28 protein-coding genes and 1 tRNA gene are annotated in these 25,095 nt (G+C 63.0%); 19 read left to right on the top strand and 10 right to left on the bottom strand.

The features are described from left to right. Positions 1-15 precede the first annotated feature (15 nt). Both tatB and tatC read left to right on the top strand, forming a co-directional pair. Positions 16-501 (top strand): Sec-independent protein translocase protein TatB, encoded by a 486-nt coding sequence (gene tatB / locus ABS45_RS02285; protein WP_291552530.1) that lies wholly within the window; start codon positions 16-18, stop codon positions 499-501. Between the two features lie 69 nt (positions 502-570). Then, positions 571-1,371 carry a twin-arginine translocase subunit TatC gene (tatC, locus tag ABS45_RS02280; protein WP_291552527.1) on the top strand — a complete coding sequence of 267 codons (801 nt, stop codon included), beginning with the start codon at positions 571-573 and terminating at the stop codon, positions 1,369-1,371. A gap of 19 nt (positions 1,372-1,390) precedes the next feature. On the opposite strand, the gene ABS45_RS02275 is transcribed toward tatC, so the two are convergent. Then, complete coding sequence (locus ABS45_RS02275; protein WP_291552523.1) at positions 1,391-2,527, bottom strand: trypsin-like peptidase domain-containing protein; 1,137 nt, start codon at positions 2,525-2,527, stop codon at positions 1,391-1,393. 59 nt (positions 2,528-2,586) lie between these two features. Between ABS45_RS02275 and ABS45_RS02270 the strand changes: the two genes are divergently transcribed. Both ABS45_RS02270 and pdxA read left to right on the top strand, forming a co-directional pair. Next, complete coding sequence (locus ABS45_RS02270) at positions 2,587-3,339, top strand: Nif3-like dinuclear metal center hexameric protein (protein WP_291552519.1); 753 nt, start codon at positions 2,587-2,589, stop codon at positions 3,337-3,339. A gap of 64 nt (positions 3,340-3,403) precedes the next feature. Then, positions 3,404-4,441, top strand: coding sequence for a 4-hydroxythreonine-4-phosphate dehydrogenase PdxA (gene pdxA, locus ABS45_RS02265; RefSeq protein ID WP_291552516.1), 1,038 nt, complete (start codon positions 3,404-3,406; stop codon positions 4,439-4,441). A 30-nt stretch (positions 4,442-4,471) separates the two neighbouring features. Here pdxA and mscL read toward each other — a convergent pair whose 3' ends face one another. Further along, complete coding sequence (gene mscL, locus ABS45_RS02260; protein WP_291552514.1) at positions 4,472-4,894, bottom strand: large conductance mechanosensitive channel protein MscL; 423 nt, start codon at positions 4,892-4,894, stop codon at positions 4,472-4,474. Positions 4,895-5,048: 154 nt separating this feature from the next. Between mscL and petA the strand changes: the two genes are divergently transcribed. The 6 genes from petA to ABS45_RS02230 all read left to right on the top strand — a co-directional run bounded on the left by petA (position 5,049) and on the right by ABS45_RS02230 (position 9,172). Then, a complete protein-coding gene (gene petA, locus ABS45_RS02255; RefSeq protein ID WP_291552511.1) occupies positions 5,049-5,651 on the top strand; it encodes a ubiquinol-cytochrome c reductase iron-sulfur subunit in 603 nt (200 codons plus the stop codon). A gap of 55 nt (positions 5,652-5,706) precedes the next feature. After that, a complete protein-coding gene (locus tag ABS45_RS02250; protein ID WP_291552619.1) occupies positions 5,707-7,083 on the top strand; it encodes a cytochrome bc complex cytochrome b subunit in 1,377 nt (458 codons plus the stop codon). A 15-nt stretch (positions 7,084-7,098) separates the two neighbouring features. Further along, the gene (locus ABS45_RS02245; protein ID WP_291552510.1) at positions 7,099-7,854 is read left to right on the top strand and encodes a cytochrome c1; all 756 of its coding nucleotides are present in this window, start codon (positions 7,099-7,101) and stop codon (positions 7,852-7,854) included. Between the two features lie 89 nt (positions 7,855-7,943). Continuing rightward, positions 7,944-8,555 (top strand): glutathione S-transferase N-terminal domain-containing protein, encoded by a 612-nt coding sequence (locus tag ABS45_RS02240; protein WP_291552507.1) that lies wholly within the window; start codon positions 7,944-7,946, stop codon positions 8,553-8,555. Positions 8,556-8,568: 13 nt separating this feature from the next. Next, the gene (locus ABS45_RS02235) at positions 8,569-9,051 is read left to right on the top strand and encodes a ClpXP protease specificity-enhancing factor (protein ID WP_291552504.1); all 483 of its coding nucleotides are present in this window, start codon (positions 8,569-8,571) and stop codon (positions 9,049-9,051) included. A gap of 45 nt (positions 9,052-9,096) precedes the next feature. Continuing rightward, positions 9,097-9,172, top strand: a tRNA-Thr gene (locus tag ABS45_RS02230). Positions 9,173-9,242: 70 nt separating this feature from the next. Here the strand turns inward: ABS45_RS02230 and ABS45_RS02225 are convergent. Further along, on the bottom strand, positions 9,243-9,569 hold the full coding sequence (locus ABS45_RS02225; RefSeq protein WP_291552617.1) for a DciA family protein: 327 nt from the start codon (positions 9,567-9,569) through the stop codon (positions 9,243-9,245). Positions 9,570-9,602: 33 nt separating this feature from the next. Between ABS45_RS02225 and ABS45_RS02220 the strand changes: the two genes are divergently transcribed. From ABS45_RS02220 to ABS45_RS02200, 5 genes are all read left to right on the top strand, one after another. Then, entirely contained in the window at positions 9,603-10,559 is a 957-nt protein-coding gene (locus ABS45_RS02220) for a M23 family metallopeptidase (RefSeq protein ID WP_291552502.1), read from the top strand. 147 nt (positions 10,560-10,706) lie between these two features. Beyond that, positions 10,707-13,466 (top strand): preprotein translocase subunit SecA, encoded by a 2,760-nt coding sequence (secA, locus tag ABS45_RS02215; RefSeq protein ID WP_291552499.1) that lies wholly within the window; start codon positions 10,707-10,709, stop codon positions 13,464-13,466. A 14-nt stretch (positions 13,467-13,480) separates the two neighbouring features. Then, positions 13,481-14,710 carry a bifunctional glutamate N-acetyltransferase/amino-acid acetyltransferase ArgJ gene (gene argJ / locus ABS45_RS02210; protein ID WP_291552497.1) on the top strand — a complete coding sequence of 410 codons (1,230 nt, stop codon included), beginning with the start codon at positions 13,481-13,483 and terminating at the stop codon, positions 14,708-14,710. Between the two features lie 45 nt (positions 14,711-14,755). After that, positions 14,756-15,625 carry an ATP-binding protein gene (locus ABS45_RS02205; protein ID WP_291552494.1) on the top strand — a complete coding sequence of 290 codons (870 nt, stop codon included), beginning with the start codon at positions 14,756-14,758 and terminating at the stop codon, positions 15,623-15,625. Next, positions 15,622-16,050, top strand: coding sequence for an NUDIX domain-containing protein (locus ABS45_RS02200; RefSeq protein ID WP_291552492.1), 429 nt, complete (start codon positions 15,622-15,624; stop codon positions 16,048-16,050). Before ABS45_RS02205 ends, ABS45_RS02200 begins: the two co-directional genes overlap by 4 nt. A gap of 65 nt (positions 16,051-16,115) precedes the next feature. On the opposite strand, the gene ABS45_RS02195 is transcribed toward ABS45_RS02200, so the two are convergent. After that, the gene (locus tag ABS45_RS02195) at positions 16,116-16,337 is read right to left on the bottom strand and encodes a DNA gyrase inhibitor YacG (protein WP_291552491.1); all 222 of its coding nucleotides are present in this window, start codon (positions 16,335-16,337) and stop codon (positions 16,116-16,118) included. A gap of 77 nt (positions 16,338-16,414) precedes the next feature. Here ABS45_RS02195 and ABS45_RS02190 point away from each other — a divergent pair, with 77 nt between their 5' ends. The 3 genes from ABS45_RS02190 to ABS45_RS02180 are packed head-to-tail and all read left to right on the top strand — an operon-like array spanning position 16,415 to position 18,624. After that, positions 16,415-17,350 carry a rhodanese-like domain-containing protein gene (locus tag ABS45_RS02190; protein ID WP_291552490.1) on the top strand — a complete coding sequence of 312 codons (936 nt, stop codon included), beginning with the start codon at positions 16,415-16,417 and terminating at the stop codon, positions 17,348-17,350. Then, positions 17,347-18,444, top strand: coding sequence for a YeeE/YedE family protein (locus tag ABS45_RS02185; RefSeq protein ID WP_291552488.1), 1,098 nt, complete (start codon positions 17,347-17,349; stop codon positions 18,442-18,444). Before ABS45_RS02190 ends, ABS45_RS02185 begins: the two co-directional genes overlap by 4 nt. A gap of 15 nt (positions 18,445-18,459) precedes the next feature. Beyond that, a complete protein-coding gene (locus tag ABS45_RS02180; protein ID WP_291552487.1) occupies positions 18,460-18,624 on the top strand; it encodes a hypothetical protein in 165 nt (54 codons plus the stop codon). A 66-nt stretch (positions 18,625-18,690) separates the two neighbouring features. Here ABS45_RS02180 and ABS45_RS02175 read toward each other — a convergent pair whose 3' ends face one another. The 5 genes from ABS45_RS02175 to ABS45_RS02155 form a co-directional block, all read right to left on the bottom strand. Continuing rightward, positions 18,691-19,803: an S-(hydroxymethyl)glutathione dehydrogenase/class III alcohol dehydrogenase gene (locus ABS45_RS02175; protein WP_291552485.1), complete on the bottom strand. Its 1,113-nt coding sequence runs from the start codon at positions 19,801-19,803 to the stop codon at positions 18,691-18,693. A gap of 32 nt (positions 19,804-19,835) precedes the next feature. Next, a complete protein-coding gene (locus tag ABS45_RS02170; protein ID WP_291552483.1) occupies positions 19,836-20,543 on the bottom strand; it encodes a cupin domain-containing protein in 708 nt (235 codons plus the stop codon). A 61-nt stretch (positions 20,544-20,604) separates the two neighbouring features. Then, positions 20,605-21,609: a cytochrome c peroxidase gene (locus ABS45_RS02165; protein ID WP_291552481.1), complete on the bottom strand. Its 1,005-nt coding sequence runs from the start codon at positions 21,607-21,609 to the stop codon at positions 20,605-20,607. Positions 21,610-21,683: 74 nt separating this feature from the next. Further along, a complete protein-coding gene (locus tag ABS45_RS02160) occupies positions 21,684-22,283 on the bottom strand; it encodes an SCO family protein (protein ID WP_291552479.1) in 600 nt (199 codons plus the stop codon). Positions 22,284-22,366: 83 nt separating this feature from the next. Next, entirely contained in the window at positions 22,367-23,719 is a 1,353-nt protein-coding gene (locus tag ABS45_RS02155; RefSeq protein WP_291552477.1) for a selenium-binding protein SBP56-related protein, read from the bottom strand. 181 nt (positions 23,720-23,900) lie between these two features. On the opposite strand from ABS45_RS02155, the gene fdhD reads away from it, so the two are divergent. After that, positions 23,901-24,752, top strand: a complete 852-nt coding sequence (fdhD, locus tag ABS45_RS02150; RefSeq protein ID WP_291552475.1) for a formate dehydrogenase accessory sulfurtransferase FdhD — start codon at positions 23,901-23,903, stop codon at positions 24,750-24,752. A 15-nt stretch (positions 24,753-24,767) separates the two neighbouring features. On the opposite strand, the gene grxD is transcribed toward fdhD, so the two are convergent. Continuing rightward, positions 24,768-25,091 (bottom strand): Grx4 family monothiol glutaredoxin, encoded by a 324-nt coding sequence (gene grxD, locus ABS45_RS02145; RefSeq protein ID WP_291552473.1) that lies wholly within the window; start codon positions 25,089-25,091, stop codon positions 24,768-24,770. Positions 25,092-25,095: the final 4 nt, after the last annotated feature.

The raw sequence follows: 25,095 nt of genomic DNA, 5'->3' as shown, positions 1-25,095 counted from the left end.
CACGGATCACCGGCGATGCTCGATATCGGCCTGTCCAAGATGGCGCTCATCGGGGTGGTGGCGCTTGTCGTCATCGGCCCCGAAAAATTGCCGCGCGTGGCGCGCACGGTAGGGACCCTGCTGGGCAAGGCGCAGCGCTATGTGGCGGACGTCAAGGCGGAAGTCAACCGCTCCATGGAGCTCGATGAGCTGCGCAAGATGAAGGACACGGTGGAGAACGCCGCGCGCGACGTTGAAAAAAGCGTTGCCACCACCGCCAGTGATTTCGAGAAAGACTGGAAGGATGCCACCGCCGGCCTCGCGGATGCTTCGGCTGACCCGCTGCCCGACGATCCTGCCGCCCTGGCGCTGATCGTGCCTGCGTACAAGCGCCCGGACAAGCACTGGCGTGCCAAGCGTGGCGCCGTGCCGCATTGGTACAAGGCACGTACCGGCATGCGCGCGCGGGTGCAGTCGGGCGCGGCACGGGTGGCGCGCTTTCGCCCGCCCAAGCCCCATTGATTTTGTCGGGCCGCGTTCGCTTGCGTGCCTGACGTTTTTGGTGCGCACTCGCGCATCCCCTGAGACCCCATGGCCCAGACCCCCAACCCCGAAGACGAACTCGCCGGCACCGAGCAGCCCTTTGTCGAGCACCTGATGGAGCTGCGCGACCGCCTGATCAAGGCGGTGCTGGCAGTGGGCGTGGTGGCGGGCGTGCTCTTTCTCTACCCCGGCCCGGGTGCCCTCTACGACTTTCTGGCCGCGCCACTGGTGGCGCACCTGCCGCAGGGCGCGACGATGATCGCCACCTCGGTGATTTCACCGTTCATGGTGCCGCTCAAGATTCTGCTGATGGCGGCCTTTTTGGTGGCGCTGCCGGTGGTGCTCTACCAGATCTGGGCGTTCGTGGCTCCGGGGCTCTATTCCAACGAAAAGAAGATGGTGTTGCCGCTGGTGGTCTCCAGCACCATCCTGTTTTTCATCGGAGTGGCGTTCTGCTACTACTTCGTGTTTGGCCGGGTGTTTGCCTTCATCCAGAGTTTTGCGCCCAAGAGCATCACGGCGGCGCCGGATATCGAGGCCTACCTGGGTTTCGTCCTGACGATGTTCCTGGCGTTCGGTGTGGCCTTTGAAGTGCCGATTGCCGTGGTGGTTCTGGTGCGCTTGGGCGTGATCAGCGTCGAAAAGCTCAAGCACGCACGCGGCTATTTCGTGGTCGCGTCCTTCATCATTGCGGCCATCATCACGCCGCCGGATGTCGTCTCGCAGTTGGCGCTGGCGATTCCCATGTGTCTGTTGTACGAGCTCGGCATCTGGGCGGCGCAGCTGTTCGTGCGCACCCACCCCAAAGAAGAGCCCGACGCCGACAAGAGCCCGGAATCGACGACGTGAAGTCGCGCGCTTGCGCGTCTCAGCGGCGCGAAAGCTGGCGCGGCCGTTTGGTTGGTGTGACGGCCAGCTGCAGCTGGCGGTCCGCGCGCTGCACCTGAAATTGCACCGCTGTGCCTGGCTTGAGCCCGGCCACCAGCGACAGCAGCTGCGGCACCGAGCGCACTGGCTGGCCACCCACCTGCTCGATCACATCGCCGGGCAGGATGCCGGCCTGTGCCGCTGGTCCGCTGTGCAGCACACCGGTGATGATCACCCCCTCGGTCGCGCGCACGCCGAAGGTTTGTGCCAGTTCGGGTGAGAGCTCGTTGGGTTCGACGCCGATCCAGCCGCGCGTCACCTGGCCATCGCGCACGATGCCTTCCAGCACCTGCTTGGCGGTGGAGACCGGAATGGCAAAGCCTATGCCCATGCTTCCGCCCGAGCGCGAATAGATGGCGGTGTTGATCCCCATCAGGTTGCCGTTCACATCCACTAGCGCTCCGCCCGAATTGCCGGGGTTGATGGCGGCATCGGTCTGGATGAAGTTCTCAAAGGTGTTGATGCCCAGCTCGCTGCGCCCAAGCGCCGAGACGATGCCGCTGGTGACCGTCTGTCCGACGCCGAACGGGTTGCCGATCGCCAGCACGCGGTCGCCAACCGCCAGCGTGTCCGAATTGCCCAGCACCATCACGGGCAGGTTCTCGAGGTTGATCTTGAGAATGGCAAGGTCGGTCTCTGGGTCCGTGCCGATGACGCGTGCCTGGGTGTGGCGACTGTCGGCGAGCGCCACTTGAATTTCGTCCGCGCCTTCCACCACGTGGTTGTTGGTCAGGATGTAACCGTCCGGACTCACGATGACGCCGCTGCCCAGCCCGGTTTGTGTTTGATTGCCGAACAGGCGCTGGAACAAGGGGTCGCCGTTGAATGGATTGCGCACTTCCTTGCTGGTCATGATGCTGACCACGCCCGGCGATGCTTTGCGTGCAGCGGGGCTGAAGCTGCCGGGCGCCGTTGCCTGTGCGGCATGGGGCTCTTTCGGCGCTTCGTGCAAGGTGATGCCGCCCGACTGGCGCACCACGCCGCGCCCCAGCCAGGTCGGTTGCAGTGTGGCAATGACAAACCAGACGGCCACACAGACCGTAACGGCCTGGGAAAAAAGGAGCCACAAACGCTTCATCGAGCAAGCCGGTATTTCAAACCCGCATTGTCGCGTGTTTCCGGGGGCACAATGCCCGCATGAGCATCGATCGACAGGAACTGTTGCAGCACTTTGACGCACTGTTGCAGCCCGCGCGCTTCAAGGACTACGGGCCCAACGGCTTGCAGGTGCAGGGCAAGGCGCGCATCGAGCGCATCGTGAGCGGCGTCACGGCGAGCCGGGCGTTGATCGACGCGGCGATCGCCGCGCGCGCCGACGCCTTGTTCGTGCACCACGGACTGTTCTGGCGCGGCCAGGATGGCCGCGTCGTCGGCTGGATGAAAGAGCGCCTGCAGCGCCTCCTGGCCCACGACATCAACCTGTTTGCCTACCACTTGCCGCTCGATGCCCATCCAGAGCTGGGCAACAACGCGCAGCTCGGCTTGCGCCTGGGTTGGCGGGCTGATGCGCATTTTGGCGAGCAGGAACTGGGCTTTGCCGCGCAGGCGGCGTTTGCCGATGCGCGTCGGTTGACAGAGCATGTCCAAACGGTGCTTGGGCGCAGCGCCACGCTGGTAGCGCCCGAGCCGGCGCGGCCGATTCGCCGTGTGGCCTGGTGCTCAGGCGGCGCGCAAGAGTATTTCGAAAGCGCGATTGCCGCCGGTGCGGATGCTTTCCTTACCGGTGAGATCTCCGAGCCCCAGGCCCACCTGGCACGCGAGACCGGCGTGGCCTTCATCGCCGCCGGCCACCATGCCACCGAGCGCTATGGCGCGCCAGCGTTGGCGGGCCATGTGGCTGCGCAACTGGGCTTGGAACATCGGTTCATCGAGATCGACAATCCCGCATAATTTTCATAGCTTTTTGCGCTTGTACCATAAGCGTTTGATGGCGATTTGAATGGAATTCATGCACATGCCAAGACCCTTGGCCATCACTCAGGGCGATCCGGCGGGAATCGGCCCGGAAATCGTCGCACAGGCGTTTCGTGACGCTCCAGATCTGTTGCGCGGCTGCTTCGCCGTGGGCGACGTGGCCACGCTGCGCCGCGCGGCCGCGTGCATTGAAGGGCCGGGCGAGCCCAGCCTACCATTGGTGCAGCTCGACAACCTGGCGGAGGTGGCCGACATGCCGCCGCGCTGCCTGCCGGTCTGGCAACTGCCCGGCCTTGCCGGCCCCGCCCCTTGGGGGCAGATGAGCGCCGCGGCGGGGCGGGATGCGGCTGCTTGCGTGACCTGGGCGGCTCGCGCCGCATTGGCCGGCGAGGTGGCGGCGCTGGTGACGGCGCCGCTGCACAAGGAGGCCTTGGCCGCGGCGGGCGTGCAGTTTCCCGGCCATACCGAGCTGCTGCAGGCCGAGGCAGCGCGTCACGCCGGTGTCGCCCTGGCGCAGATGCCGGTGCGCATGATGCTGGCCAATGAGGAGCTGCGCACCGTGCTGGTCAGCATCCACGTGTCCTTGCGTGACGCAATCGCCGCCGTCACCCGGGACAACGTGCGGCAGACGTTGGAGATCACGCACGCGGCGCTGAGCAAAAGCCTGGGTTGCGCACCGCGCATCGGCGTTGCCGGCCTGAACCCGCATGCGGGGGAGGGGGGATTGTTTGGGCGTGAAGAGATCGACGTGATTGCTCCTGCAATTGAAGCGGTCAGGGCAAGAGGAGTGGACGCTTGCGGCCCTTTTGCGCCAGACACCGTGTTCATGCGCGCACGCCGTTCCGCGGGCCGGCAGGGTGAGTTTGACGTGGTGGTGGCGATGTACCACGACCAGGGCTTGATTCCGGTCAAGTATCTGGGCGTAGATCGCGGCGTGAACGTCACATTGGGATTGCCGCTGGTGCGCACCAGCCCCGATCACGGCACCGCCTTTGATATCGCCGGCAAGGGAGTTGCAGATGCCGGCAGCCTGATTGAGGCGGTGCGCATGGCCAAGGCGCTGAGTGCCCGGCCCTGAACGCCGGTCGCAAGGCCCGGCGCCCGGCGCTCAATTTTTCTTCAAGCTGTCCCGGATTTCGCGCAGCAGCACAACGTCTTCCGGGGTCGGAGCGGGCTCCGCAGGTGCTGCGGGCGTTTCCTTCTTGAGCCGGTTGATTTGCTTGACCATCATGAAAATGATGAACGCGAGGATGATGAAATTCACCAGTATGGTGATGAAGTTGCCATAGGCGAAGACGGCACCGCCCTTCTTGGCTTCTTCCAGCGTCAGGCCGGCGGCCTGCCCGGCCAGGGCAATGTAGTAGTTGGAGAAGTCCAGCCCGCCTGTGGCCTTGCCTACCAGCGGCATGATCAGGTCGCCGACGATCGAATCCACAATTTTGCCGAAGGCAGCACCGACAATGACGCCTACGGCGAGATCAATCGCGTTGCCCTTGACCGCAAATTCCTTGAATTCCTGCATCATGCTCATGGTGAGTGACTCCTTGTGGTGATTGAGAGGGGTCGAAGTATCGCGCGACTTTGCATCTTTGACGGCGGACGAGGCGCTAGCAGCGTCCGCTACAATTTACGGTTGACCGGCACGCAGATTGATGCACACAGGTCGATGTATAGCAAGGAATCCCATGAGTGAAACTCCGATCGACTCCAGCAAGCGCACTTGGCTGATTGCAACCAGTTGCGCTGGCGCGGTGGGTGGCGTGGCCACCGCCGTTCCTTTCGTCAGCAGTTTTGAGCCTTCAGAGAAGGCCAAGGCCGCCGGTGCTGCGGTCGAGGTCGATATTTCGGCCCTCAAGGAGGGTGAGAAACTCACCGTTGAGTGGCGTGGCAAGCCGGTGTGGATCGTCAAGCGCACGAAAGCCGAGGTTGATGCGTTGCCCAAGCACGATGGCGAATTGGCCGATCCGGAATCCAAGCGCCATCCAGAAGAATTCACGCCGCCCTATGCGCGCAATGAATGGCGTTCCATCAAGCCCGAGATTCTGGTGGTGATCGGCATCTGCCCGCATTTGGGGTGCTCGCCGACGGACAAATTCGCCACCGGCGCGCAGCCCTCGCTGCCCAATGACTGGCCGGGCGGGTGGTTGTGCCCGTGCCACGGTTCCACGTTCGATCTGGCTGGTCGTGTCTTCAAGAACAAGCCGTCGCCGGACAATCTGCCGGTGCCTCCGCATCAGTACCTGTCGGATACCAAGCTCCTGATTGGTGACGATACGAAGAAGGCTTGAGGGGATACACATGGCTGCCTACCGCGAATTCAAGCAAATCTCGCCCAACGCCTCGATGACGGCGAAGACCATGAACTGGCTGGAAAACCGTTTTCCAACCGCGTTCGACGCCTACAAGGTGCACATGTCGGAGTACTACGCTCCGAAGAACTTCAACTTCTGGTACATCTTCGGCTCGCTGGCGCTGCTGGTGCTGGTGATCCAGATCGTCACCGGCATCTTCCTGGTGATGCACTACAAGCCCGACGCCGCCAAGGCCTTCGAATCGGTCGAGTACATCATGCGCGACGTGCCTTGGGGCTGGCTGATCCGCTACATGCACTCCACGGGCGCCTCGGCCTTCTTCGTGGTGGTGTACCTGCACATGTTCCGGGGGCTGCTGTATGGCAGCTACCGCAAGCCGCGTGAGTTGGTCTGGCTGTTTGGCTGCGCGATCTTTTTGGCGCTGATGGGCGAGGCCTTCATGGGCTACCTGCTGCCCTGGGGCCAGATGTCGTACTGGGGTGCGCAGGTGATCGTGAACCTGTTCTCCGCCATCCCGTTCATCGGCCCGGATCTGTCCATCTTCATCCGTGGCGACTATGTGGTGGGCGACGCGACGCTGAACCGCTTCTTCAGCTTTCACGTGATCGCCGTGCCGCTGGTGCTGCTGGGCCTGGTGGTGGCGCACTTGCTGGCGCTGCATGACGTGGGCTCCAACAACCCCGACGGCGTCGAAATCAAGGGCCCGGGCAAGCCGCTGGATGCCCATGGGCATCCGGTCGATGGCGTGCCTTTCCATCCGTATTACACGGTGCACGACATCCTTGGCGTCGGGTTGTTCCTGTTTGTTTTCTCCGCCATTGTGTTCCTGGCCCCGGAGATGGGAGGCTACTTCCTTGAGGCCAACAATTTCATTCCGGCCGACCCGCTGAAGACGCCTTCGCACATCGCGCCGGTCTGGTACTTCACGCCGTTCTATTCGATGCTGCGCGCCGTGACCAGCGAGATGATGTACGCGCTCATCGCCTGCGTGGTGCTGGGGGTGGGGTACGGCGTGTTCAAGTCCAAGCTGGCCGGGTTGCTCAAGGCCGTCGTGGCGGTGGCCGGTGTGATCGTGATCGCACTGATGCTGACCATCGATGCCAAATTCTGGGGTGTGGTCACGATGGGTGCCGCTGTGGTCATCCTGTTCTTCCTGCCTTGGCTCGATTGCAGCCCCGCGCGTTCCATTCGTTATCGTCCCGGCTGGCACAAGTGGTTGTACGTGATCTTCGTCATCATGTTCTTCATTCTGGGCTACCTCGGAATGCTGGCGCCGTTCCCGCTGGGAGAGCGTGTGTCGCAGGTGGGGACGCTCTTCTACTTTGGTTTCTTCCTGCTGATGCCGTGGTGGAGTCGCCTGGGCGAATCCAAGCCAGTGCCTGAGCGCATTACCTTTGTTGCGCACTGAGCCGGAGAAAAGACAATGAAAAAATTCATTCTTGCATTGATCACTACCCTCGGCCTGGCTGCGGGTGTCCAGGCGTCCACGGGCGGGTTTCCGCTCGACAAGGCGCCGGTGAATCTCACGGACAATGCTTCGCTGCAGCGCGGCGCCCGCACCTTCGTCAACTATTGCCTGAGCTGCCATTCGGCGGCTTACATGCGCTACAACCGGTTGACCGACATTGGCCTGACCGAGCAGCAGATCAAGGACAACCTCCTGATCACCACCGAAAAGGTGGGCGACACCATGGTGGCGGCAATCAACCCCAAGGAAGCCAAGGACTGGTTTGGCGGCAATCCGCCGGATTTGACCGTCATTGCACGCTCGCGTGCCGGCAATGGCGGTTCGGGCGCCGATTACCTCTATACCTTCCTGCGCACCTTCTATCGGGACGACACCAAGGCGACGGGCTGGAACAACATGGTTTTTCCCAGCGTCGGCATGCCGCATGTGCTGTGGGAGCTGCAGGGCGAGCGCAGCCCCGTTTATGAAGAAGTCGAATCCCATGGTGAAAAGGTGCATGCCTTCAAGGGCTGGAGCCAGCTGACGCCAGGAACGCAAACGAATCTTCAGTACGACCAGACGGTTGGCGATCTGGTCAACTATCTTCAGTGGATGGGCGAGCCGGCGCAGCGTACGCGCGTGCGCGTGGGCGTCTGGGTGCTGATGTTCATTGCCCTCTTCATCCTGATCGCGTGGCGCCTGAATGCCGCGTACTGGAAAGACGTCAAATAACGGCCTGTGCGCATTTCGCACGGGAAATTGCATGAATGGGGAGTGGGCACTGGCGTGCCCACTCTTTTGATTTTGAGGAGCTTGCGCACATGATGGTGCTTTACTCGGGTACGACTTGCCCGTTCTCACACCGTTGCCGTTTCGTCCTGTTCGAAAAAGGCATGGATTTCGAGATTCGCGATGTTGATCTGTACAACAAGCCGGAAGACATCAGCGTGATGAACCCGTACGGTCAGGTGCCCATCCTGGTAGAGCGGGACCTGATTCTGTACGAATCCAACATCATCAATGAATACATTGACGAGCGCTTTCCGCATCCGCAACTGATGCCCGGCGATCCGGTGGATCGGGCACGCGTACGCCTGTTTCTCCTGAATTTCGAGAAAGAGCTGTTCGTGCACGTGCATACGCTTGAATCGCGCGCTTCCAAGGGCAACGAGAAGGCGCTGGAGAAGGCGCGCGGGCATATTCGGGACAGGCTCACGCAACTGGCACCGGTATTCCTGAAGAACAAGTACATGCTGGGCGATGGCTTCTCCATGCTGGACGTGGCGATCGCGCCTCTGCTCTGGCGCCTTGATTACTACGGTATCGAGCTTTCCAAGAACGCGGCGCCTTTGCTGAAGTACGCGGAGCGCGTGTTTTCGCGGCCGGCCTACATCGAGGCATTGACACCCTCGGAAAAGGTCATGCGCAAATAACGGGGGCGGCACCATGGATGGCGATGCGAAGGATGTATCCACACGCCCTTATCTGCTGCGGGCGCTGCACGAGTGGTGTTCCGACAATGGTCTGACGCCCTACATCGTGGTGCGCGTCGACGATTCCGTCCAGGTGCCGCGGGAATACGTGGCGAATGGGGAGATCGTGCTGAACGTCAGCGATGAAGCCACCAGTGCTTTGCAGATTTCCAACGAATTTGTCGTATTCAAGGCGCGCTTCGGTGGCAAACCGCGTGACATTGCCGTCCCGATAGGCCGTGTGTCCGCGATCTACGCGCGGGAAAACGGACAAGGCATGGCATTTCCGGTGGAAGAGGGAGGCACGCCCCTGTTGCAGCAAACGCCAACGGCCCAGCCACATCCCGCAGGTCTGCAATCGGTGAAAGACAGCAATAGACCCACCAAGCCGCAAGACGATCCGCCCAGGCCGACAGACCCCCATGGTCGCCGCCCAGCGCTCAAGCGCATCAAGTAGCCCAGCGGCATTTGTACTGTCGGCGCCAGATAAAATGCGCCACTCGCCGGTTTAGCTCAGTTGGTAGAGCACCCGCCTTGTAAGCGGTAGGTCGTCAGTTCGAATCCGACAACCGGCACCATTTTTCGCGGGGCATTTTCGCTGCCTCACCGGTTTGATTGCCCGAAACGGACACCGGGATCGAATGTGGATCACAACCGCGACCGGGTGGCGGAATGTGCAGATTGAATTTTCACCCGGATCACGTTAACCTCGCACCCTTGCCCCTGCAGATGAGTGATCAGCGCAGGGGCTAGCTGCCGGATCTTGGTGGCGGCGGCGTTGCTGTTGACCAGCAGGCACCAGGCATCGCCTTCAATCGGCCCTGGCGCAATTTGCGAGTGCAGAGCGGCGGGAATCAAGGTCTTCAACGATTGCAGGCGGGCGCCAGACTCGCGTGCCAGGCTTGCCAGCCGGGCAAGGACCGGCGCCTCTTCGCTGGCTTGTTCCAGTGTGATCGCGTGGTGGCGGCGTTGCATGGTGGCGTGAATGGACTGCAAGGAGCGCGCATTGTGCACTTGATCATTACCGATGTCCGCATGGCCCGCAGCCGCGTGTTGCGTGTGGGTTGGCCTCATGCGCTGGCAGCTCTGTTGCTGCTGCTTGCGCTTGCGGCGGGATTGGCCTGGCTCATGCCCAGGGCTGCCGTTTTGCCTCAGACCGTGATTGACCGGGCAGTCGCGCGCTGGCCGTCGCCGGATCGGCTGGTGCAGGAGCAGGAAAAGGCCGTGCGCGCCAGCATCGATGCCATGGCGCGCAAGGTGGGCGAGATGCAGGCACGGCTGATGCAACTGGAATCGCTCGACGAACGGGTGCGCGGGCTCGCGGGCCTGCCCGCCGTGAAGTGGGAACCGCGTGCCGGACAGGGCGGCATTCTGTGGGAAGACAGGCCACTGTCCATGCAGGAATTGGACGGCATGCTCGATGATCTGGATGCGCGCTCCAGGGCGCAGCAGGATCGCATGCTCACCATTGAGTCGCGTCTGGTGGACAGGCAAGTCCGCACCGCCATGGTGCCTTCGCTATTGCCGGTTCAGGACAGGCCTGTCGGTTCGCCCTACGGCACGCGCATCGATCCGCTCAACGGGCATGCGGCGCGGCACACCGGACTGGATTTTCCCGCACCGACGGGTACGGTGATTTCGGCGGCTGCGGGGGGTGTCGTGGTCACCCAGGAGTTTCACCGCGAATACGGCAACATGGTGGAGATTGCCCATGGCAGCGGGCTGATCACGCGCTATGCCCATGCGTCCAGGGTGCTGGTGAAGATGGGCGATCTGGTCCGGCAGGGACAAAAAATTGCCGAGGTCGGATCTACCGGTCGGGTTACCGGACCGCATCTGCATTTTGAGGTGCTCAAGGACGGTGCATGGCAGAACCCGGGCGATTTCCTGTTTGGCGGGCGCGGTAGGGCGCCGGTCCAAATGGTCGCCGGGCGCGAGCATCTGGTGGACGCGCCGCAACAGTAAAATGCGCCGTTTGGGCGTTGTTCGGTTGGCGAGCACCCTTTGCAGACACTTGCAATTGGCGCCAACAGCCTGCATCTGCGCTTGTTTTCTCTTTGAGGTCAAAGACCACGTTGCTGCCACGGGGCATGCGGGCGTGGTCGGATTCGCATGGGCACCAACTTTTTCACCAGAATCATCGGCAGCCGCAACGACCGGCTGCTCAAGCAATACCGCAAGACGGTCCATCGCATCAACGCGATGGAGGCGGAATACGAAAAGTTGAGCGACGAGGCGCTGCAGGGCAAGACGCAGGAATTTCGTGAGCGCCTGGCCAAGGGCGAGACGCTGGACGATCTGCTGCCCGAAGCCTTTGCGGTGGTGCGTGAGGGCTCCAAGCGCGTCATGAAGATGCGCCATTTCGATGTGCAGCTCATCGGTGGCATGGTGCTGCACTACGGCAAGATCGCCGAAATGCGTACCGGCGAAGGCAAGACGCTGACGGCCACGCTCTCGGTGTATCTGAATGCCTTGGCGGGCAAGGGCGTGCACGTGGTCACGGTCAATGACTACCTTGCCGGCCGCGATGCGCAGTGGATGGGGCAGTTGTACAACTTCCTCGGGCTGACGGTGGGCATCAACCTGCCCAACATGCCGCGCGAGGAAAAGCAGGCGGCCTACAACGCCGACATCACCTACGGAACGAACAACGAGTACGGTTTCGACTACCTGCGCGACAACATGGTGTATGAGACGCAGGACCGGGTGCAGCGCAGCCTGAACTACGCCATCGTGGACGAAGTCGATTCGATCCTGATCGACGAGGCGCGCACGCCGCTCATCATCAGCGGCCAGGCGGAAGACCATACCGCGCTTTATGTGGCGATGGACAAGGTGGTGCCACTGCTCAAGCGCCAGGAGGGCGAGGCCAACGCGCGTACCGGCGAGGGCGTGGTCACGCCGGGCGACTTCACGGTTGACGAGAAGCAGCGGCAGGTGACGCTGACCGAGCAGGGATTTGAGAACGCCGAGCGCATTCTGGCGAGCCAGGGGCTGATTGGCGATGGCCAGTCGCTGTATGCCGCGTCCAACATTTCGCTCGTGCACCATCTCTACGCGGCGCTGCGTGCGCACCATTTGTTCCATCGGGACGAGCACTATGTGGTGCAGGATGGCGAGGTCGTCATCGTCGACGAGTTCACCGGCCGCCTGATGTCGGGGCGGCGCTGGAGCGAAGGCTTGCACCAGGCGGTCGAGGCCAAGGAGGGCGTGAACATCCAGGCCGAGAACCAGACGCTGGCTTCCATTACGTTCCAGAATTATTTCCGCCTCTACACCAAGCTCTCGGGCATGACCGGCACGGCCGATACCGAGGCCTATGAGTTCCAGGACATCTACGGCCTGGAAACCGTGATCATTCCGCCGAACAAGCCGAGCCGGCGCGACGACCAGCTCGACCGTGTCTACAAGACCACGCGCGAGAAGTACGAGGCGGCGATTGCCGACATCCGTGAGTGCCACGAGCGTGGCCAGCCGGTGCTGGTGGGAACCTCGTCGATCGAGAACTCGGAAATCATCGACGAGCTGCTGGTCAAGGCCAAGCTGCCGCACCAGGTGCTCAACGCCAAGCAGCACGAGCGCGAGGCAGACATCATCGCGCAGGCGGGCCAGGCGGGGTCGATCACGATTGCCACCAACATGGCCGGCCGCGGCACCGACATCGTGCTGGGCGGCAACATCGACAAGCGCATCGTGGCGCTGCGCGCGGACGAGTCGCTTTCCGAGTCGGAGCGCGAGCGCCAGATTGCCGCGCTGAAGGATCAGTGGAAGCTGGACAACGAGAAGGTCGTGGCCCTGGGCGGTCTGCGCATCATCGCCACCGAACGCCACGAGAGTCGCCGTATCGACAACCAGTTGCGTGGCCGCTCGGGCCGCCAGGGCGACCCGGGCTCCTCGCGCTTCTACCTGAGCCTGGACGATCCGCTGATGCGCATCTTCGCGGGCGACCGCGTCAAGGCCATCATGGAGCGGCTGAAGATGCCTGATGGCGAGGCGATCGAGGCCGGCATGGTCACGCGCAGCATCGAGAGCGCGCAGCGCAAGGTGGAAGGGCGCAACTTCGACATGCGCAAGCAATTGCTCGAATACGACGACGTCGCCAACGAGCAGCGCAAGGTGATCTACCAGCAGCGCAACGAAATTCTGGATACGAGCGATCTGTCGGGGATGATCGCCGCGATGCGTGATGGCGCGATCACCGATGTGGTGCGTCTGTATGTGCCGGCGGAGTCGGTGGAAGAGCAGTGGGATCTGGCCGGGCTGGAAAAAGACCTGGCAGCCAATTGGCAGCTCAATATTGCGTTGGTAAGCGAGGTGCAGGCGTCCGAGATCCTCTCGGAAGAAGACATCGTCGAGAAGGTGGTGACGGCAGCCCGCGAATCCTTTGATGCCAAGGTGGCGCTGGTGGGCGCGGAGAACTTCCAGCGTTTTGAGCGGGCGGTGCTGCTGCAGAGCGTGGATTCGAGCTGGCGCGACCACCTCACGGCGCTGGACTATCTGCGCCAGGGCATCCATCTGCGCAGCTACGCGCAGGTGCAGCCCAAGCAGGAATACAAGCGTGAGTCGTTCGAGATGTTCCGCCAGCTGCTGGACCATATCCGTAGTGAAGTCACGCGCGTGATGATGACGGTGCAGGTGCAGTCTCCGACGCAAGTGGATGAGGCGGCGCAGGCCGTCAGCGCGCGCAGCGAGAGCGTGACCAATGTGACCTACAGCGCGCCGGGTGAGACGGGCGAGGCGCAGGTGACGGCAGCCGCGGCCACTGCGGGCACTGCTGCGGCAGCGGCAGAGTTTCCGCGCGTCGGGCGCAACGATCCCTGCCCCTGCGGCAGCGGGAAGAAATACAAGCATTGCCACGGCAAGCTGGCCTGATCGGGAGGAACGTCGTGTCCGTGAACCTGAAGCCCCCTGTTGCCAGGGACCTGCATGCCGTGGCGGGCCTGCGCGTGGGCAGTACCGAAGCGGGCGTACGCAAGGCGGGCCGCAAGGATGTGACGGTGTTTCTGCTGGACGAAGGCGCGGCGGTGGCGGGCGTGTTCACACAGAACCGCTTCTGCGCCGCGCCGGTGCAGGTCTGCCGTGAGCACCTGCTCGGCGGGCACGGCATCCGCGCGCTGGTGGTGAACACCGGCGTGGCCAATGCGGGCACGGGCGCGCAGGGCCTGGCCGATGCGCGCGCCACCTGCGCCGAGCTGGCGGGCAAGCTGGGCTTGCAGGCCAACCAGGTGTTGCCGTTTTCCACCGGCGTGATCATGGAGCCGCTGCCGGTCGAGCGCGTCGTGGCCGGTTTGCCTGCCGCGATTGCGGATGCGCAGGCCGATCACTGGCTGCGCGCGGCCGAGGCCATCATGACCACCGACACCCAGCCCAAGGCGTTCAGTGCCCAGGCGGTGATAGGTGGCGCAACGGTCACCGTCACCGGCATCGCCAAGGGCGCCGGGATGATCCACCCCAACATGGCGACCATGCTGGGCTTTGTCGCGACAGACGCCAACATCGCGCCCGAGCTGCTCACGCAGGCGGTGCGCGAACTGGCCGATGCCTCGTTCAACCGCGTGACGGTCGATGGCGACACCTCGACCAACGACTCCTTCATTCTGATCGCCACGCGCAAGGCGGCGCATGCGCCCATCACGTCGCTCACCAGCAGCGAAGGTCAGGCGCTGTTGGCCGCCCTCACCAGTGTGGCGCAGCAGCTCGCGCAGGCCATCGTGCGCGATGGCGAGGGCGCGACCAAGTTCATCACGGTGCGCGTGGAGCAGGGCGCCAACGCCGACGAGTGCCTGAGGGCCGCTTACGCCATCGCGCACTCGCCGCTGGTCAAGACCGCGTTTTTCGCCAGCGACCCCAACCTCGGGCGCATCCTCGCGGCCGTGGGTTACGCAGGCATTGCCGATCTGGATCAGACCAGGATAGAGCTGTTCCTGGACGAGGTGCACGTGGTCACGCGCGGCGGGCGCAACACCAGCTACCGTGAGGAAGACGGCCAGCGCGTGATGCGGCAAGCCGAGATCACGGTGCGCGTGCAGCTGGGCCGTGGCGATGCGGCCGAGACGGTCTGGACCTGCGACCTGAGCCACGACTACGTCACGATCAACGCCGACTACCGTTCCTGAAATTGATAGCTGCTCGCGCTTGTTCAGCGGGCGCTAGAGCGATAAATGACTGATAAACTGGATTTGCTGATCGCACGCGCCGATCAGTTGCTTGCCCGCATTGAAACCATTCTGCCCAGACCGCTGTGCGCGCCTGACTGGGGCGCCGCCATCGCCTGGCGCTACCGCCGCCGCGCCAGTGGTGGCAGCACGCTTGATCCCGTGCGCCACGTGGCCACACTGGGGCTCGATGACCTCAAGGAGATCGAGCCGCAGAAGGAAAAGATCCGCCGCAACACCGAGCAGTTCGTCAGCGGCAAACCGGCCAACAACGTGCTGCTGACGGGAGCGCGCGGCACCGGCAAGTCTTCGCTCATCAAGGCCTGCCTCAATACCTATGCGCCGCGCGGCCTGCGCCTGATCGAGGTGGACAAGAGCGACCTTACCGACCTGCCCGACATCGTCGAGGTGGTGGCTGACAGGCCCGAAAAATTCATCGTCTTCTGCGACGACCTGAGCTTTGACGAGGGCGAGCCGGGCTACAAGGCGCTCAAGAGCATTCTGGATGGCTCGGTGGCTGCGGCCACGCCCAATGTGCTGATCTACGCCACCAGCAACCGCCGCCACCTGCTGCCCGAATACATGAAGGAAAACCTCACCTACACCCATACCGACGATGGCGAGGTGCATCCGGGCGAGGTGGTGGAGGAAAAAATTTCGCTTTCCGAGCGCTTTGGCCTCTGGGTGAGCTTTTACCCCTTCAACCAGGACGAATATCTTGCGATTGCCGCGCAGTGGCTCACGCATTTTGGCGCGGCCCCTGAGGCCATCGCGGCGGCGCGGCATGAGGCGCTGCTCTGGGCGCTGGAGCGTGGTTCGCGCAGCGGCCGCGTGGCCTACCAGTTTGCACGTGATTTCGCCGGGCGGGCCCAGTGACGCTCCGCTTCACCGAGGTCGCCGCGGGCATCCTGCTCAGGCCCGATCGCAGCATGCTGCTGAGCTCGCGCCCTGAAGGCAAGCCCTATGCGGGCTACTGGGAGTTTCCGGGCGGCAAGCTGGAGGCGGGCGAGAGCGTTGAAGCGGCGCTGCGCCGCGAGCTGCAGGAGGAGCTGGGCATCACGATTGCAGCCGCCCAGCCCTGGAAGGTAACCGAGCACGACTACCCGCATGCGCTGGTTCGCTTGCACTGGTGCAAGGTGTTCGACTGGCAGGGCGAATTCGAGATGCGTGAAAGCCAGCGCATGGCCTGGCAAGCCTGGCCGCCCACGGTGCGCCCGCTGTTGCCGGGGGCGTTCCCGGTGCTGGAAATGCTCGCGCAAGAGTGGGGCGTGCCGTTTGATGCGGCAGCGTTGGGGGCGTGATTACTACTGCAACAATAGCTGCCATCGCATGCTGGACAAGCGTTAGAGCCGAATTTTGTTTGAATTCACGGCTGTTGCCTGGGGTCGCCGTAGGGCGCATCATCGGGCGGGGCTTCGGTCGGTACGCGAAAGTCTTCCGCCGCCCAGGCACAGAGGTCGATCTGCTTGCAGCGTTCGCTGCAAAAGGGGCGGTAGCGGTTGGAGCGGGCGAACAGCGCGGGATGGCCGCAGGTGGGGCAAGGCACGGTGATCGGCGGGTTGGGTGTGTGTTCAGGCGTTTCGTTCATATGCATCACAGGAAAATGTCGTTAGTGGCCGGTGCCCGCTGCCGGACAATGAGGGCTTGATGCAGGGCCATGGCAGCATGAAGTATTGGATTTTCGCGTTGTTTCTCTGGTGCGGAGCAGCCGCCGCCGCGCAGCCGCTGCTCACTTCCGATGGACTGGAGCCCTTGCTTTCCAACCCGCAAATGCGCATTGTCGATATCCGCGATGCACAGAGCTTTGCCGGGGGGCACATCCAGGGTGCGCAGAATGCCCCCTACAACGAATGGCTGGGCCCGCCGGAGAATTTCGGCATCCTGCCGCCCGCACAGGACATGGTGGCATTGGTGCAGCGCCTCGGGCTGACGCCGGACAACCCCGTGGCCGTGATCTCCGCGGGCAGCGATGGCACCGATTTCGGCGCTGCCGCGCGGGTCTACTGGATGCTCAAGTCCCTTGGCGTGAAGCAGCTCTTCATTCTCGATGGCGGCATGCAGTCCTGGGATTTTGATGGCAAGGAAACCACCAAGTCCGTGGCGACGGTGCCGCACACCGACTGGCAACCCGGCTTCAGCGGACGTTGGACCGCGACGCGCGCGCAGGTGCTGGAGCATGTCCAAAAGCACGACGCGGTGTTGCTGGATGTGCGGCCCGAGAATTTTTACGAAGGCCGGTTCAAGGCGCCGATGGCGCTCATGGCGGGCACGATTGCGGGAGCGGTGCAGCAGGATTTCACCCGCTGGGTGCAAAACGGTTCGGCCATCGCGGTCTCGACCGACGCCGCGCGCGCGTTGGCCAGTGAAATCAAGCGCTCGGAAGGCCAGGATCTGGTGCTGTTTTGCAATACCGGTGTCTGGTCGGCGCTGGTCTGGTTCGAGATGCATGAGGTGCTGGGCATCAAGGACGTGAAGATCTACCCCGGCTCCATGGTCGATTGGGTACAGGCGCCCGAGCCGCTGCCCATGCTCAACGCCCCCAGCCGCCGCATGCAGATCGCGCAGGCGTTCGAGCTCGCCTGGAAGAATCTCAAGAAATGAAACGTCTCCCGCTTGCCGCCATGATGGCGGCTTTCTTTGCCTGGATGATGTGGTCGGTTTCCATGCGTCAGGCGCTGCTGTTCCTCGTCGGCATAGGCCTGGGCGTGGCGCTGGCCGGCCAGCGCTTCGGCTTTACCACCGCCTGGCGCATCCTGGTGCAGGACAAGAACCCGAGTGGCGTCATCGGGCAGCTGATCGCATTCGGTCTGGCGGCCATTTTCTGCATGCCGCTGCTGGGCTACTACCCCGAGCTGACGGCCGCACTCGGGCCACCGAGCGTGAGTTTGCTCGTCGGCGCCTTCGTCTTCGGCCTGTGCATGCAGGTGGCCGATGGTTGCGGCAGCGGCGTGTTTTACAAGGCGGGCCTGGGCATACCGCTGAACACCGCGATCCTGCCGCTGTTCGCCATCGGCAGCTTTCTGGGCAGTTGGCATCTGGGCTGGTGGCTCGATTGGGGCCATACCGACCCTGTGGGTCTCGTCACCGAGTGGGGCTGGCAGAAGGCGCTGGCGGGCACGCTGGTGGCGCTGGCCCTGATCGGCGCCGCCGTGGCCTGGTACACGCGCTCCTGGCACCGGGCGCGCGGAGGCGCTGCGCCAGGGCTGTTCGCACGCAAGTGGGTGATCGGTGCCATCCTGATTGCGGTGTTTGCCGCCCTGGCGCTGTTCATCTCCGGCAACCCCTGGGGCATCATTTACGGCCCGGGGCTGTGGGTGGCCAAGATCGCCGACGCCGCGGGGGTGATCGATCCGGCGCACAACTGGTTCTGGAGCCTGCCCGACAATGCGGCCATCCTGCAACAGACGGTGCTGCTGGATGTCACCACCATCACCAACATCGGCATCCTTGCCGGTGCGTTGTGGGTGGGGGCGGGCAAGCCCGTGTCGCACAAGCCCATGACGGGCAGGCAGTGGACGGTGGCGCTGTGCGCCGGGTTGTTGCTGGGTTACAGCTCGCGCCTGGCGTTTGGCTGCAATATCGGCGCGATGTTTTCCGGCATTTCCACCGGTTCGATCCACGGCTGGATCTGGGCGCCGATGGCCTTTGCCGGCACCATTTTCGGCTTGCGCATCCGCCGGCGGCTGGGCTATTGAGTGGGGGTTGGCGCCATGAAACCAGCGCTGCTGCGCACCATCTTCTGGGTGTTTTTCTCGGCCTTTATCGTCTGGGACTACACGGCATCACCGCCGGTCGACCTGCGCCGGGAGCTGGCGCCGATGGCGGCAGGCTCGGGCCAGGCGACCAAGGGCGGGCATTGCTCCATGCCGGAATAGGCGCAGGCCGGCTGCTTGCCCGGCCTGGCGCGCGGGAGCGTTGCTGCTCCCCTCGCGCAAGCGCCATCAGGCGTAATGCACCACCGAACGTATCGACTTGCCCTCGTGCATCAGGTCAAACGCCTGGTTGATGTCGGTGAGCCCCATGGTGTGGGTCACGAAGGGTGCGAGCTGAATGCGCCCGGCCATCGCGTCCTGCACCATGCCGGGCAGCTCGCTGCGGCCCTTGACGCCGCCAAAGGCCGTACCCAGCCACCGGCGCCCCGTAACGAGCTGAAACGGCCGGGTGGAAATCTCCTGCCCGCTGCCTGCCACGCCGATGATCACGCTCTGGCCCCAGCCGCGGTGTGCGCATTCGAGTGCCGCGCGCATGACGTTGACGTTGCCTATGCACTCAAAGCTGTGGTCCACTCCCCAGCCCGTCATCTCCACGATCACCTGCTGGATGGGCTTGTCGTGGTCTTTCGGGTTCACGCAGTCGGTGGCGCCAAAGGTGCGCGCCAGCTCGAACTTGGAAGGATTGGTGTCCACCGCGATGATGCGCCCGGCCTTGGCCAGCTTGGCCCCCTGCAGCACGGCCAGGCCGATGCCGCCCAGGCCGAACACCGCCACGCTGTCGCCCTCCTGCACCTTGGCGGTGTTCTTCACCGCGCCCAGGCCGGTGGTCACGCCGCAGCCCAGCAGGCACACCTGCTCGGGATTGGCCTTGGGATCCACCTTGGCCAGCGACACTTCGGCCACCACGGTGTATTCGGAAAACGTCGAGCAGCCCATGTAGTGGTAAATGGGCTGGCCGTTGTAGGAAAAGCGCGTGGTGCCGTCGGGCATCAGGCCCTTGCCCTGGGTGGCGCGCACGGCGGTGCACAGGTTGGTCTTGCCGCTCTTGCAGAACAGGCATTCGCCACATTCGGCGGTGTACAGCGGAATCACGTGGTCGCCGGGCTTGACGCTGCTGACACCCTCGCCGCATTCGACCACGATGCCGGCGCCTTCATGGCCGAGCACGGCGGGAAAGACGCCTTCGGGATCATCGCCCGAGAGCGTGAAGGCGTCGGTATGGCAGACGCCGGTGTGGGTGATGCGAATCAGCACTTCGCCCCTTTGCGGCGGAGCGACGTCGATCTCGACGATTTGCAGGGGTTCTCCAGCCTTGAAGGCGACGGCGGCGCGGGATTTCATGGGCGTTCCTTTGGACGTTGAATGGATAGGGTTCAGTGGCGTGCGGCGTGCAAATGGCTTTCGGCACCCGATCTGCCATCCTCGGTTGGAGCCAGGTGACCGGTCTTGACCAGCAAGGTGCAGCCTTGGGTGCTGAAAGGGCGGTGCTCGCTCAGATGCGGGTTGCGCAGCCAGGTGCCCTGAGGATAGCAGCCATGCTCGTCCTCGAAAGTGCCGGCAAGCACCAGAATTTCCTCGCCGCCGGCATGTCGATGCGTTTGGAAGTGGGTTCCGGGCGACCAGCGCACCAGGGCCGTGTGGCGTGTCTCGAACGTGGCCAGAGGCATCACGCTGAGACCGGGGACGAGACCGGGTTGCCAATGCGCGCTGCGCGTATCGACAACCACCCGTTGCCGGTCGTGCGTCAACATCTGTCGCAATTTCACGAAAATGGTACAGCCAGTGACAGACCAGGGCGCATGCGAGGAACCTGGTGGGTTGCGCACGTAGGTGCCTACGCCGTAGCTGCCTGACTCGTCGCAAAACTCTCCTTCCAGCACGAAGAACTCCTCCCCCAGCTCATGTGCATGCCGTGAGAACCGTGAGCCCGGAGCGTAGCGGACCAGGGAGGTGGCTACGGCCACTTCGTCGCCCTCGCGCGCCAGCATGCGGCGCTCCACGCCTGGCAAGGGGGACGCGAGCCAGGGCAACTCTGCCGAATGGATAACGGCACGCTGGGAGGTATCTGCGTTCAGGCGCATGGTTCAGGGGTTTTCGATCATTGTCGCGATGCAGGAAGCAGGCGAACCGCCAAGCAGAGCGTTAGCGCGGGAAGGTGCGGGCATCCGGTGATGTCAGTGCATTCAGGAATGCAAGCAAATCCTCACGGTCTTGCGCAGCCATGGCAAAGGGTTGGATCAACGGGTCTTGCGCCTTGTCTGACGGAATGCCACCCGCCGCATAGAAATCGAGAACGTCACCCAGCGTGGTCAGGGAGCCATCGTGCATGTAGGGCCCTGTCACACTGACGTTGCGCAAAGTGGGTGTCTTGAACGCTCGCAGGTCGCGGCGCTGTTTGGTAACTTCGTAGCGGCCGAGGTCGTCCTGGTCGGGGACGCTGATGCGCGCCAGTGTTTCGGGGTCCATGGTGGACTGCAAGCCTGGCACGAGGGTGTAGGTCACACTTTGCTTGTTGAGCGCTTCCGTACGCGCTTGTACCCCGGTGTTATGGAATTGCCCGTCACTGAAGAGGGCATTTTTTTCGCCCATCGTGTGGCAACTGGCGCAGCCATTTTTTACGAAAAGGACAAATCCGCGCCGGGCCGTCGCCGACATGGCATTGGCGTCTTTGCCGTAGTGCCAGCGATCAAACGGACTGTTGGCGGCAATCAGGGTGCGCTCGTAGGCAGCCAGCGCACGCGCTGTGCGCTCTGGCGTAGCGCGGGTATTGCCAAAGGCTTTTTTGTACGGTTCATGGTACTCCTTCATCGCATTGATCCGGTGCATGACCGTTTCGATGTCCGGGTTGGCCATTTCGTCATCTTCGAGCAGGGGCTGCAGCGCCTGGTCTTCCAGTGTTTTTGCGCGCCCGTCATGAAACATTGACGTGGCATAAGCCACGTTCAGCAGCGTAGGTGCGCTGCGCCGTAGGCTGACCCCTTCCATGCCGACCGCAGTGCGAATTTCGTTGACCGTGAAGGCCTGCTCAGGCACATGACACATGGCGCAGGAGAGCGTGCCATTGATGGACAAGCGCCGGTCGAAAAAAAGTTTCTTGCCCAGTGCCACCTGTGCAGCAGGCGGCGCGGCCAGCGGCGGCAAACCCACTGCGGCAGGTTTCTGCGCAGCGGCTGCAAGGATGGCGCACGATGCGCAAAGAGCGGCCAGCAGCCGGTACAGGTTCACGCCCGGGATTCCTCTATGCGCAGGGTTTGCATGTCGTTCAAAAGCGCCTGTGGCGCCAGTGTGGCGATGCTGTAGATCTCGCGCACCTGCAGTCTGGCGTCCACCAGGAAGAGTTTGAGCAAGTGATTGAGCGTACGCGCAGGCTTGCCGTCAGTGCCCATTTCCACGCTCACGTCCTGGCCAAAACCATCGAGCAGTGGCAACAAGGCGGGTACGGATGCAGTCGTCAAAAATTGCCAGCGAACGCGTGGGTCGGTGGCGTACGCTCCCGCAAACAAGCGCATGGTCTGCGGCGTGTCATTCGATGGGTCAAAACTGATGCTGACAATCTGGGCTCGCTTGGCAAGGAGCTCATCCTTGCCAAGTGAGTCGCGCAGCTGCTCCAGGGCTGCCCAAGCCTGCGGGCAGCCCTCGGGATCGCGGCAGTAGGTGTAGATAAAAGAGACAATGCTGATACGCCCGCGCAGTAAGGCATTGAGCTGGTGCGTGCGGGCCTGCGTATCTAGCACCGCGCCTGTGGGTGCGCTGTTGATGCGCGCCAGCTTGTAGGTGCCGGGCGCCGGCAACGCATTGATGTCGACGGGGGCGGCACGCAATGTCTGGTTTGATGCGTCGCTCGCGGCCTGCCCCCACAAGGGAGCAAGCGCCGCTGTGCCCAGAAGTGTGCGCCGAGCCAACATTACTGTTGCGGTGCCTGAGCGACCGATAGGTTGCCCACTTGCGCCAGCGTCTTGCCGGCCGGGCGGGCACTGAACTTCATGTGATGTGCGCGACCGAGCTTGAGTGCGGCAAAATCCACCTCGAATTTCTCGGTGAGCTTCTGCCCATCCCAGTCAAAGGCGCGCAGTACTTGCTCGTTGTCCTTGCCTTTCTTGTCCCAGTTGGCGAGCAGTGAGGAGGTGAGGTAGACGCGCTTGCCATCCCAGCTTTGCGACACCATGTTGACCTGCGGACCTGTTGTCACGGAGTAAGTCTCCTTGGGGTGTTCCGGGTCGGTCATGTCGAAGTAGCGCGTCTTGCCATCCAGGAAGGTATTGACCCACAGGCCTTTGCCGTCGGCGGTGATGCTGATGTCCACGGGCAACGGCACCTTGGAAGGGTCGCCGATGTCGGCAACGTCCTTGGCGATCCATTGGCCGCTGGCGTCCTGCTTGATGAGCCAGATTTTGGAGGTGAGCGCGGTAGCGGTCACGGCCCAGTGGTCGTTGGGATTGAGAGACCAGCGGATTTCCAGCGGTGCACCGGGCACGCTGAGCACCTGGGTAGGCTTCATAGATTTCACGTCCCATACGGCCATCGTGCTGCCGAACTGCTTCATGGCTTCCGGATCCTTGACTAGCTTGCCGAAGTCCATCATGTAGTTGTTCCATCCGGTGAAGCTGGAAGTGAGCATGACGTTTTTGCCGGGGTCGATGGCGATGTCGTAGCCGTAGCCATCGCCCTTCACGCCACCGATTTCGGTCGTCGGCATGGGGTAGCTATCCACGATGTCGCCCTTGTTGTTGAACATCACAAGGCCCGTCTGTCCGCCGTGGTCCTTGTTGTTGGACAGGGCCTGTACCAGCATGCGACCAGGCATGGCATAGAAGGTATGGGGGCCGACGAAACCGGTTCTGGATTCGATGTTGGAGATGGTCTTGATCAGCTTGGGTTTGGCCGGGTTGATCAGGTCGAAGACAAAGATCTTGTTGTCATCGAGCCGCCCGCCCCACAAGTAACGTCTGTCATCGGTGAAGCCCATGTGGTGCGCTTCGCCGCGGCCCGGCAGGGAAATTTTGTCTATGACCTTGCCGTAATTTTTCGATTTGGGATTGGCGTCTATGGTGACAAGTTTGTCGTTGCCATCTCCCATGCCCTTGATGCCCAGGGTCCAGACATGGACGAAGTCTTCCTGCCCCTTGATCAGGTTGGCGGTGTAGGAGGAGTTGCAGGTTTCGTCGGCTGATGCGGGCGCGAAGGCGGCGGCGCCCATGGTTGCCAGTCCCGCGATGACCAGAGAGTGGACCAGTTTGTGAACTCGGGGAAGTGTCATGAAAGGTCTCCTGAAAAGGTGGCGAGCGACAGGGCATCACCTGCGCCTGATGGTGAAGGTGGTTTGTTCATTGAACAACTAGGGTTAATACGTAATTGCTTATGCTGCGTGTCTGCAAGGCAGTGGTTGTACGCGGGTGCGCTGGATCACAATGGATGGCGAGGAAGTTTCAGGATTTTGCATGGACATCAGTCTCACAGCAGCGGTCAACACGCCGCGCTCACAGATTCAGCCGCTGGCGGCGGTGCAGGCGCTGCGGATGGGCAGCGGCGGATCAGCAGTGCCGGGAAGTCGTGAAGTCTGGGTGGCCAGCGAGGTGCCGGTCGCGCTGGTGTTCAACGGCATCTCGCATGCGGTGATGATGGCGACACCGCAGGACTTGGAGGATTTCGCGCTCGGCTTTGCGCTCAGCGAAGGCATCATCGACAGTCCTGACGAATGCCGCGGCATTGAGGTGCGCCAGCATGGCGCCGGAACGCCCGAGGCGGCCTGCGTGGCGGAGATCGAGATTGCACCGCGGCATTTCGAGCGTCTCAAGCAGCAGCGCAGGACGCTGGCCGGCCGCACCGGCTGCGGCTTGTGCGGCATCGAGAGCCTGCAGGCGCTGGACCTGCGTGCCGCGCCCATGCCGGCGCCGGCGTGGCGCGATGCGGTGGGCGTGGCAGAGGTGTTGCGCCCCTTTGGCGTGCTGCGTGAACGCCAGCGGCTCAATGCCCATGCGGGTGCATTGCACGCCGCCGGCTGGGCTCTGCCCGATGGGCAGTTGCAAGATGTGCTGGAGGATGTGGGCCGCCACAACGCGCTGGACAAGCTGCTCGGGCGGCTGGCGCGCACCGGGCGCCTGCAGCAGCCGGGCTTTGTGGTGATGAGCAGTCGCACCAGCTATGAACTGGTGCGCAAATGCGCGCGTCTGAATATCGGGCTGCTGGCAACGGTTTCCGCGCCCACGGGCCTGGCGCTGCAACTGGCGCGCGAGGCCGGAATTCACCTGTGGGCGCAGTGCCGTCCGCCTGAGGCGCTGCGCTATGTGTAGCTGGTGGTGGCCGGTTCAGGCTTGCGGCGCGAGCAGGGTCTTGAGCTCGCCCGACTCGTACATTTCCATCATGATGTCGGCGCCGCCAATGAGCTCGCCCTTGACATAGAGCTGCGGAATCGTCGGCCAGTTGCTGTATTCCTTCACGCCCTGACGGATTTCCTCGTCTTCGAGCACGTTCACGGTCTTGAGGGTGTCCAGATCCACGCCCAGAGCCTTGAGGATCTGCACTGCACGGCCGGAAAAGCCGCACATCGGGTACTGGGCATCGCCCTTCATGAAAAGCAGGATGTCGTTGTTCTTGACCAGTTGGTCTATGCGTTGCTGGACGTCGCTCATGGGA

The sequence above is a fragment of the Comamonas sp. SCN 65-56 genome, assembly GCF_001724135.1.
Lineage (GTDB): Bacteria > Pseudomonadota > Gammaproteobacteria > Burkholderiales > Burkholderiaceae_C > Comamonas_C.
The sequence above is the reverse complement of the archived record's forward strand: the minus strand, read 5'-3'. Positions and strand labels throughout refer to the sequence as shown.

Bases quoted from the DNA above. Each gene is read 5' to 3' on its own strand.
- tatB (WP_291552530.1), top strand. From the start codon at position 16: ATGCTCGATATCGGCCTGTCCAAGATGGCGCTCATCGGGGTGGTGGCG.
- tatC (WP_291552527.1), top strand. From the start codon at position 571: ATGGCCCAGACCCCCAACCCCGAAGACGAACTCGCCGGCACCGAGCAG.
- ABS45_RS02275 (WP_291552523.1), bottom strand. From the start codon at position 2,527: ATGAAGCGTTTGTGGCTCCTTTTTTCCCAGGCCGTTACGGTCTGTGTG.
- ABS45_RS02270 (WP_291552519.1), top strand. From the start codon at position 2,587: ATGAGCATCGATCGACAGGAACTGTTGCAGCACTTTGACGCACTGTTG.
- pdxA (WP_291552516.1), top strand. From the start codon at position 3,404: ATGCCAAGACCCTTGGCCATCACTCAGGGCGATCCGGCGGGAATCGGC.
- mscL (WP_291552514.1), bottom strand. From the start codon at position 4,894: ATGAGCATGATGCAGGAATTCAAGGAATTTGCGGTCAAGGGCAACGCG.
- petA (WP_291552511.1), top strand. From the start codon at position 5,049: ATGAGTGAAACTCCGATCGACTCCAGCAAGCGCACTTGGCTGATTGCA.
- ABS45_RS02250 (WP_291552619.1), top strand. From the start codon at position 5,707: ATGACGGCGAAGACCATGAACTGGCTGGAAAACCGTTTTCCAACCGCG.
- ABS45_RS02245 (WP_291552510.1), top strand. From the start codon at position 7,099: ATGAAAAAATTCATTCTTGCATTGATCACTACCCTCGGCCTGGCTGCG.
- ABS45_RS02240 (WP_291552507.1), top strand. From the start codon at position 7,944: ATGATGGTGCTTTACTCGGGTACGACTTGCCCGTTCTCACACCGTTGC.
- ABS45_RS02235 (WP_291552504.1), top strand. From the start codon at position 8,569: ATGGATGGCGATGCGAAGGATGTATCCACACGCCCTTATCTGCTGCGG.
- ABS45_RS02225 (WP_291552617.1), bottom strand. From the start codon at position 9,569: ATGCAACGCCGCCACCACGCGATCACACTGGAACAAGCCAGCGAAGAG.
- secA (WP_291552499.1), top strand. From the start codon at position 10,707: ATGGGCACCAACTTTTTCACCAGAATCATCGGCAGCCGCAACGACCGG.
- ABS45_RS02205 (WP_291552494.1), top strand. From the start codon at position 14,756: ATGACTGATAAACTGGATTTGCTGATCGCACGCGCCGATCAGTTGCTT.
- ABS45_RS02195 (WP_291552491.1), bottom strand. From the start codon at position 16,337: ATGAACGAAACGCCTGAACACACACCCAACCCGCCGATCACCGTGCCT.
- ABS45_RS02190 (WP_291552490.1), top strand. From the start codon at position 16,415: ATGAAGTATTGGATTTTCGCGTTGTTTCTCTGGTGCGGAGCAGCCGCC.
- ABS45_RS02185 (WP_291552488.1), top strand. From the start codon at position 17,347: ATGAAACGTCTCCCGCTTGCCGCCATGATGGCGGCTTTCTTTGCCTGG.
- ABS45_RS02180 (WP_291552487.1), top strand. From the start codon at position 18,460: ATGAAACCAGCGCTGCTGCGCACCATCTTCTGGGTGTTTTTCTCGGCC.
- ABS45_RS02175 (WP_291552485.1), bottom strand. From the start codon at position 19,803: ATGAAATCCCGCGCCGCCGTCGCCTTCAAGGCTGGAGAACCCCTGCAA.
- ABS45_RS02170 (WP_291552483.1), bottom strand. From the start codon at position 20,543: ATGCGCCTGAACGCAGATACCTCCCAGCGTGCCGTTATCCATTCGGCA.
- ABS45_RS02155 (WP_291552477.1), bottom strand. From the start codon at position 23,719: ATGACACTTCCCCGAGTTCACAAACTGGTCCACTCTCTGGTCATCGCG.
- fdhD (WP_291552475.1), top strand. From the start codon at position 23,901: ATGGACATCAGTCTCACAGCAGCGGTCAACACGCCGCGCTCACAGATT.
- grxD (WP_291552473.1), bottom strand. From the start codon at position 25,091: ATGAGCGACGTCCAGCAACGCATAGACCAACTGGTCAAGAACAACGAC.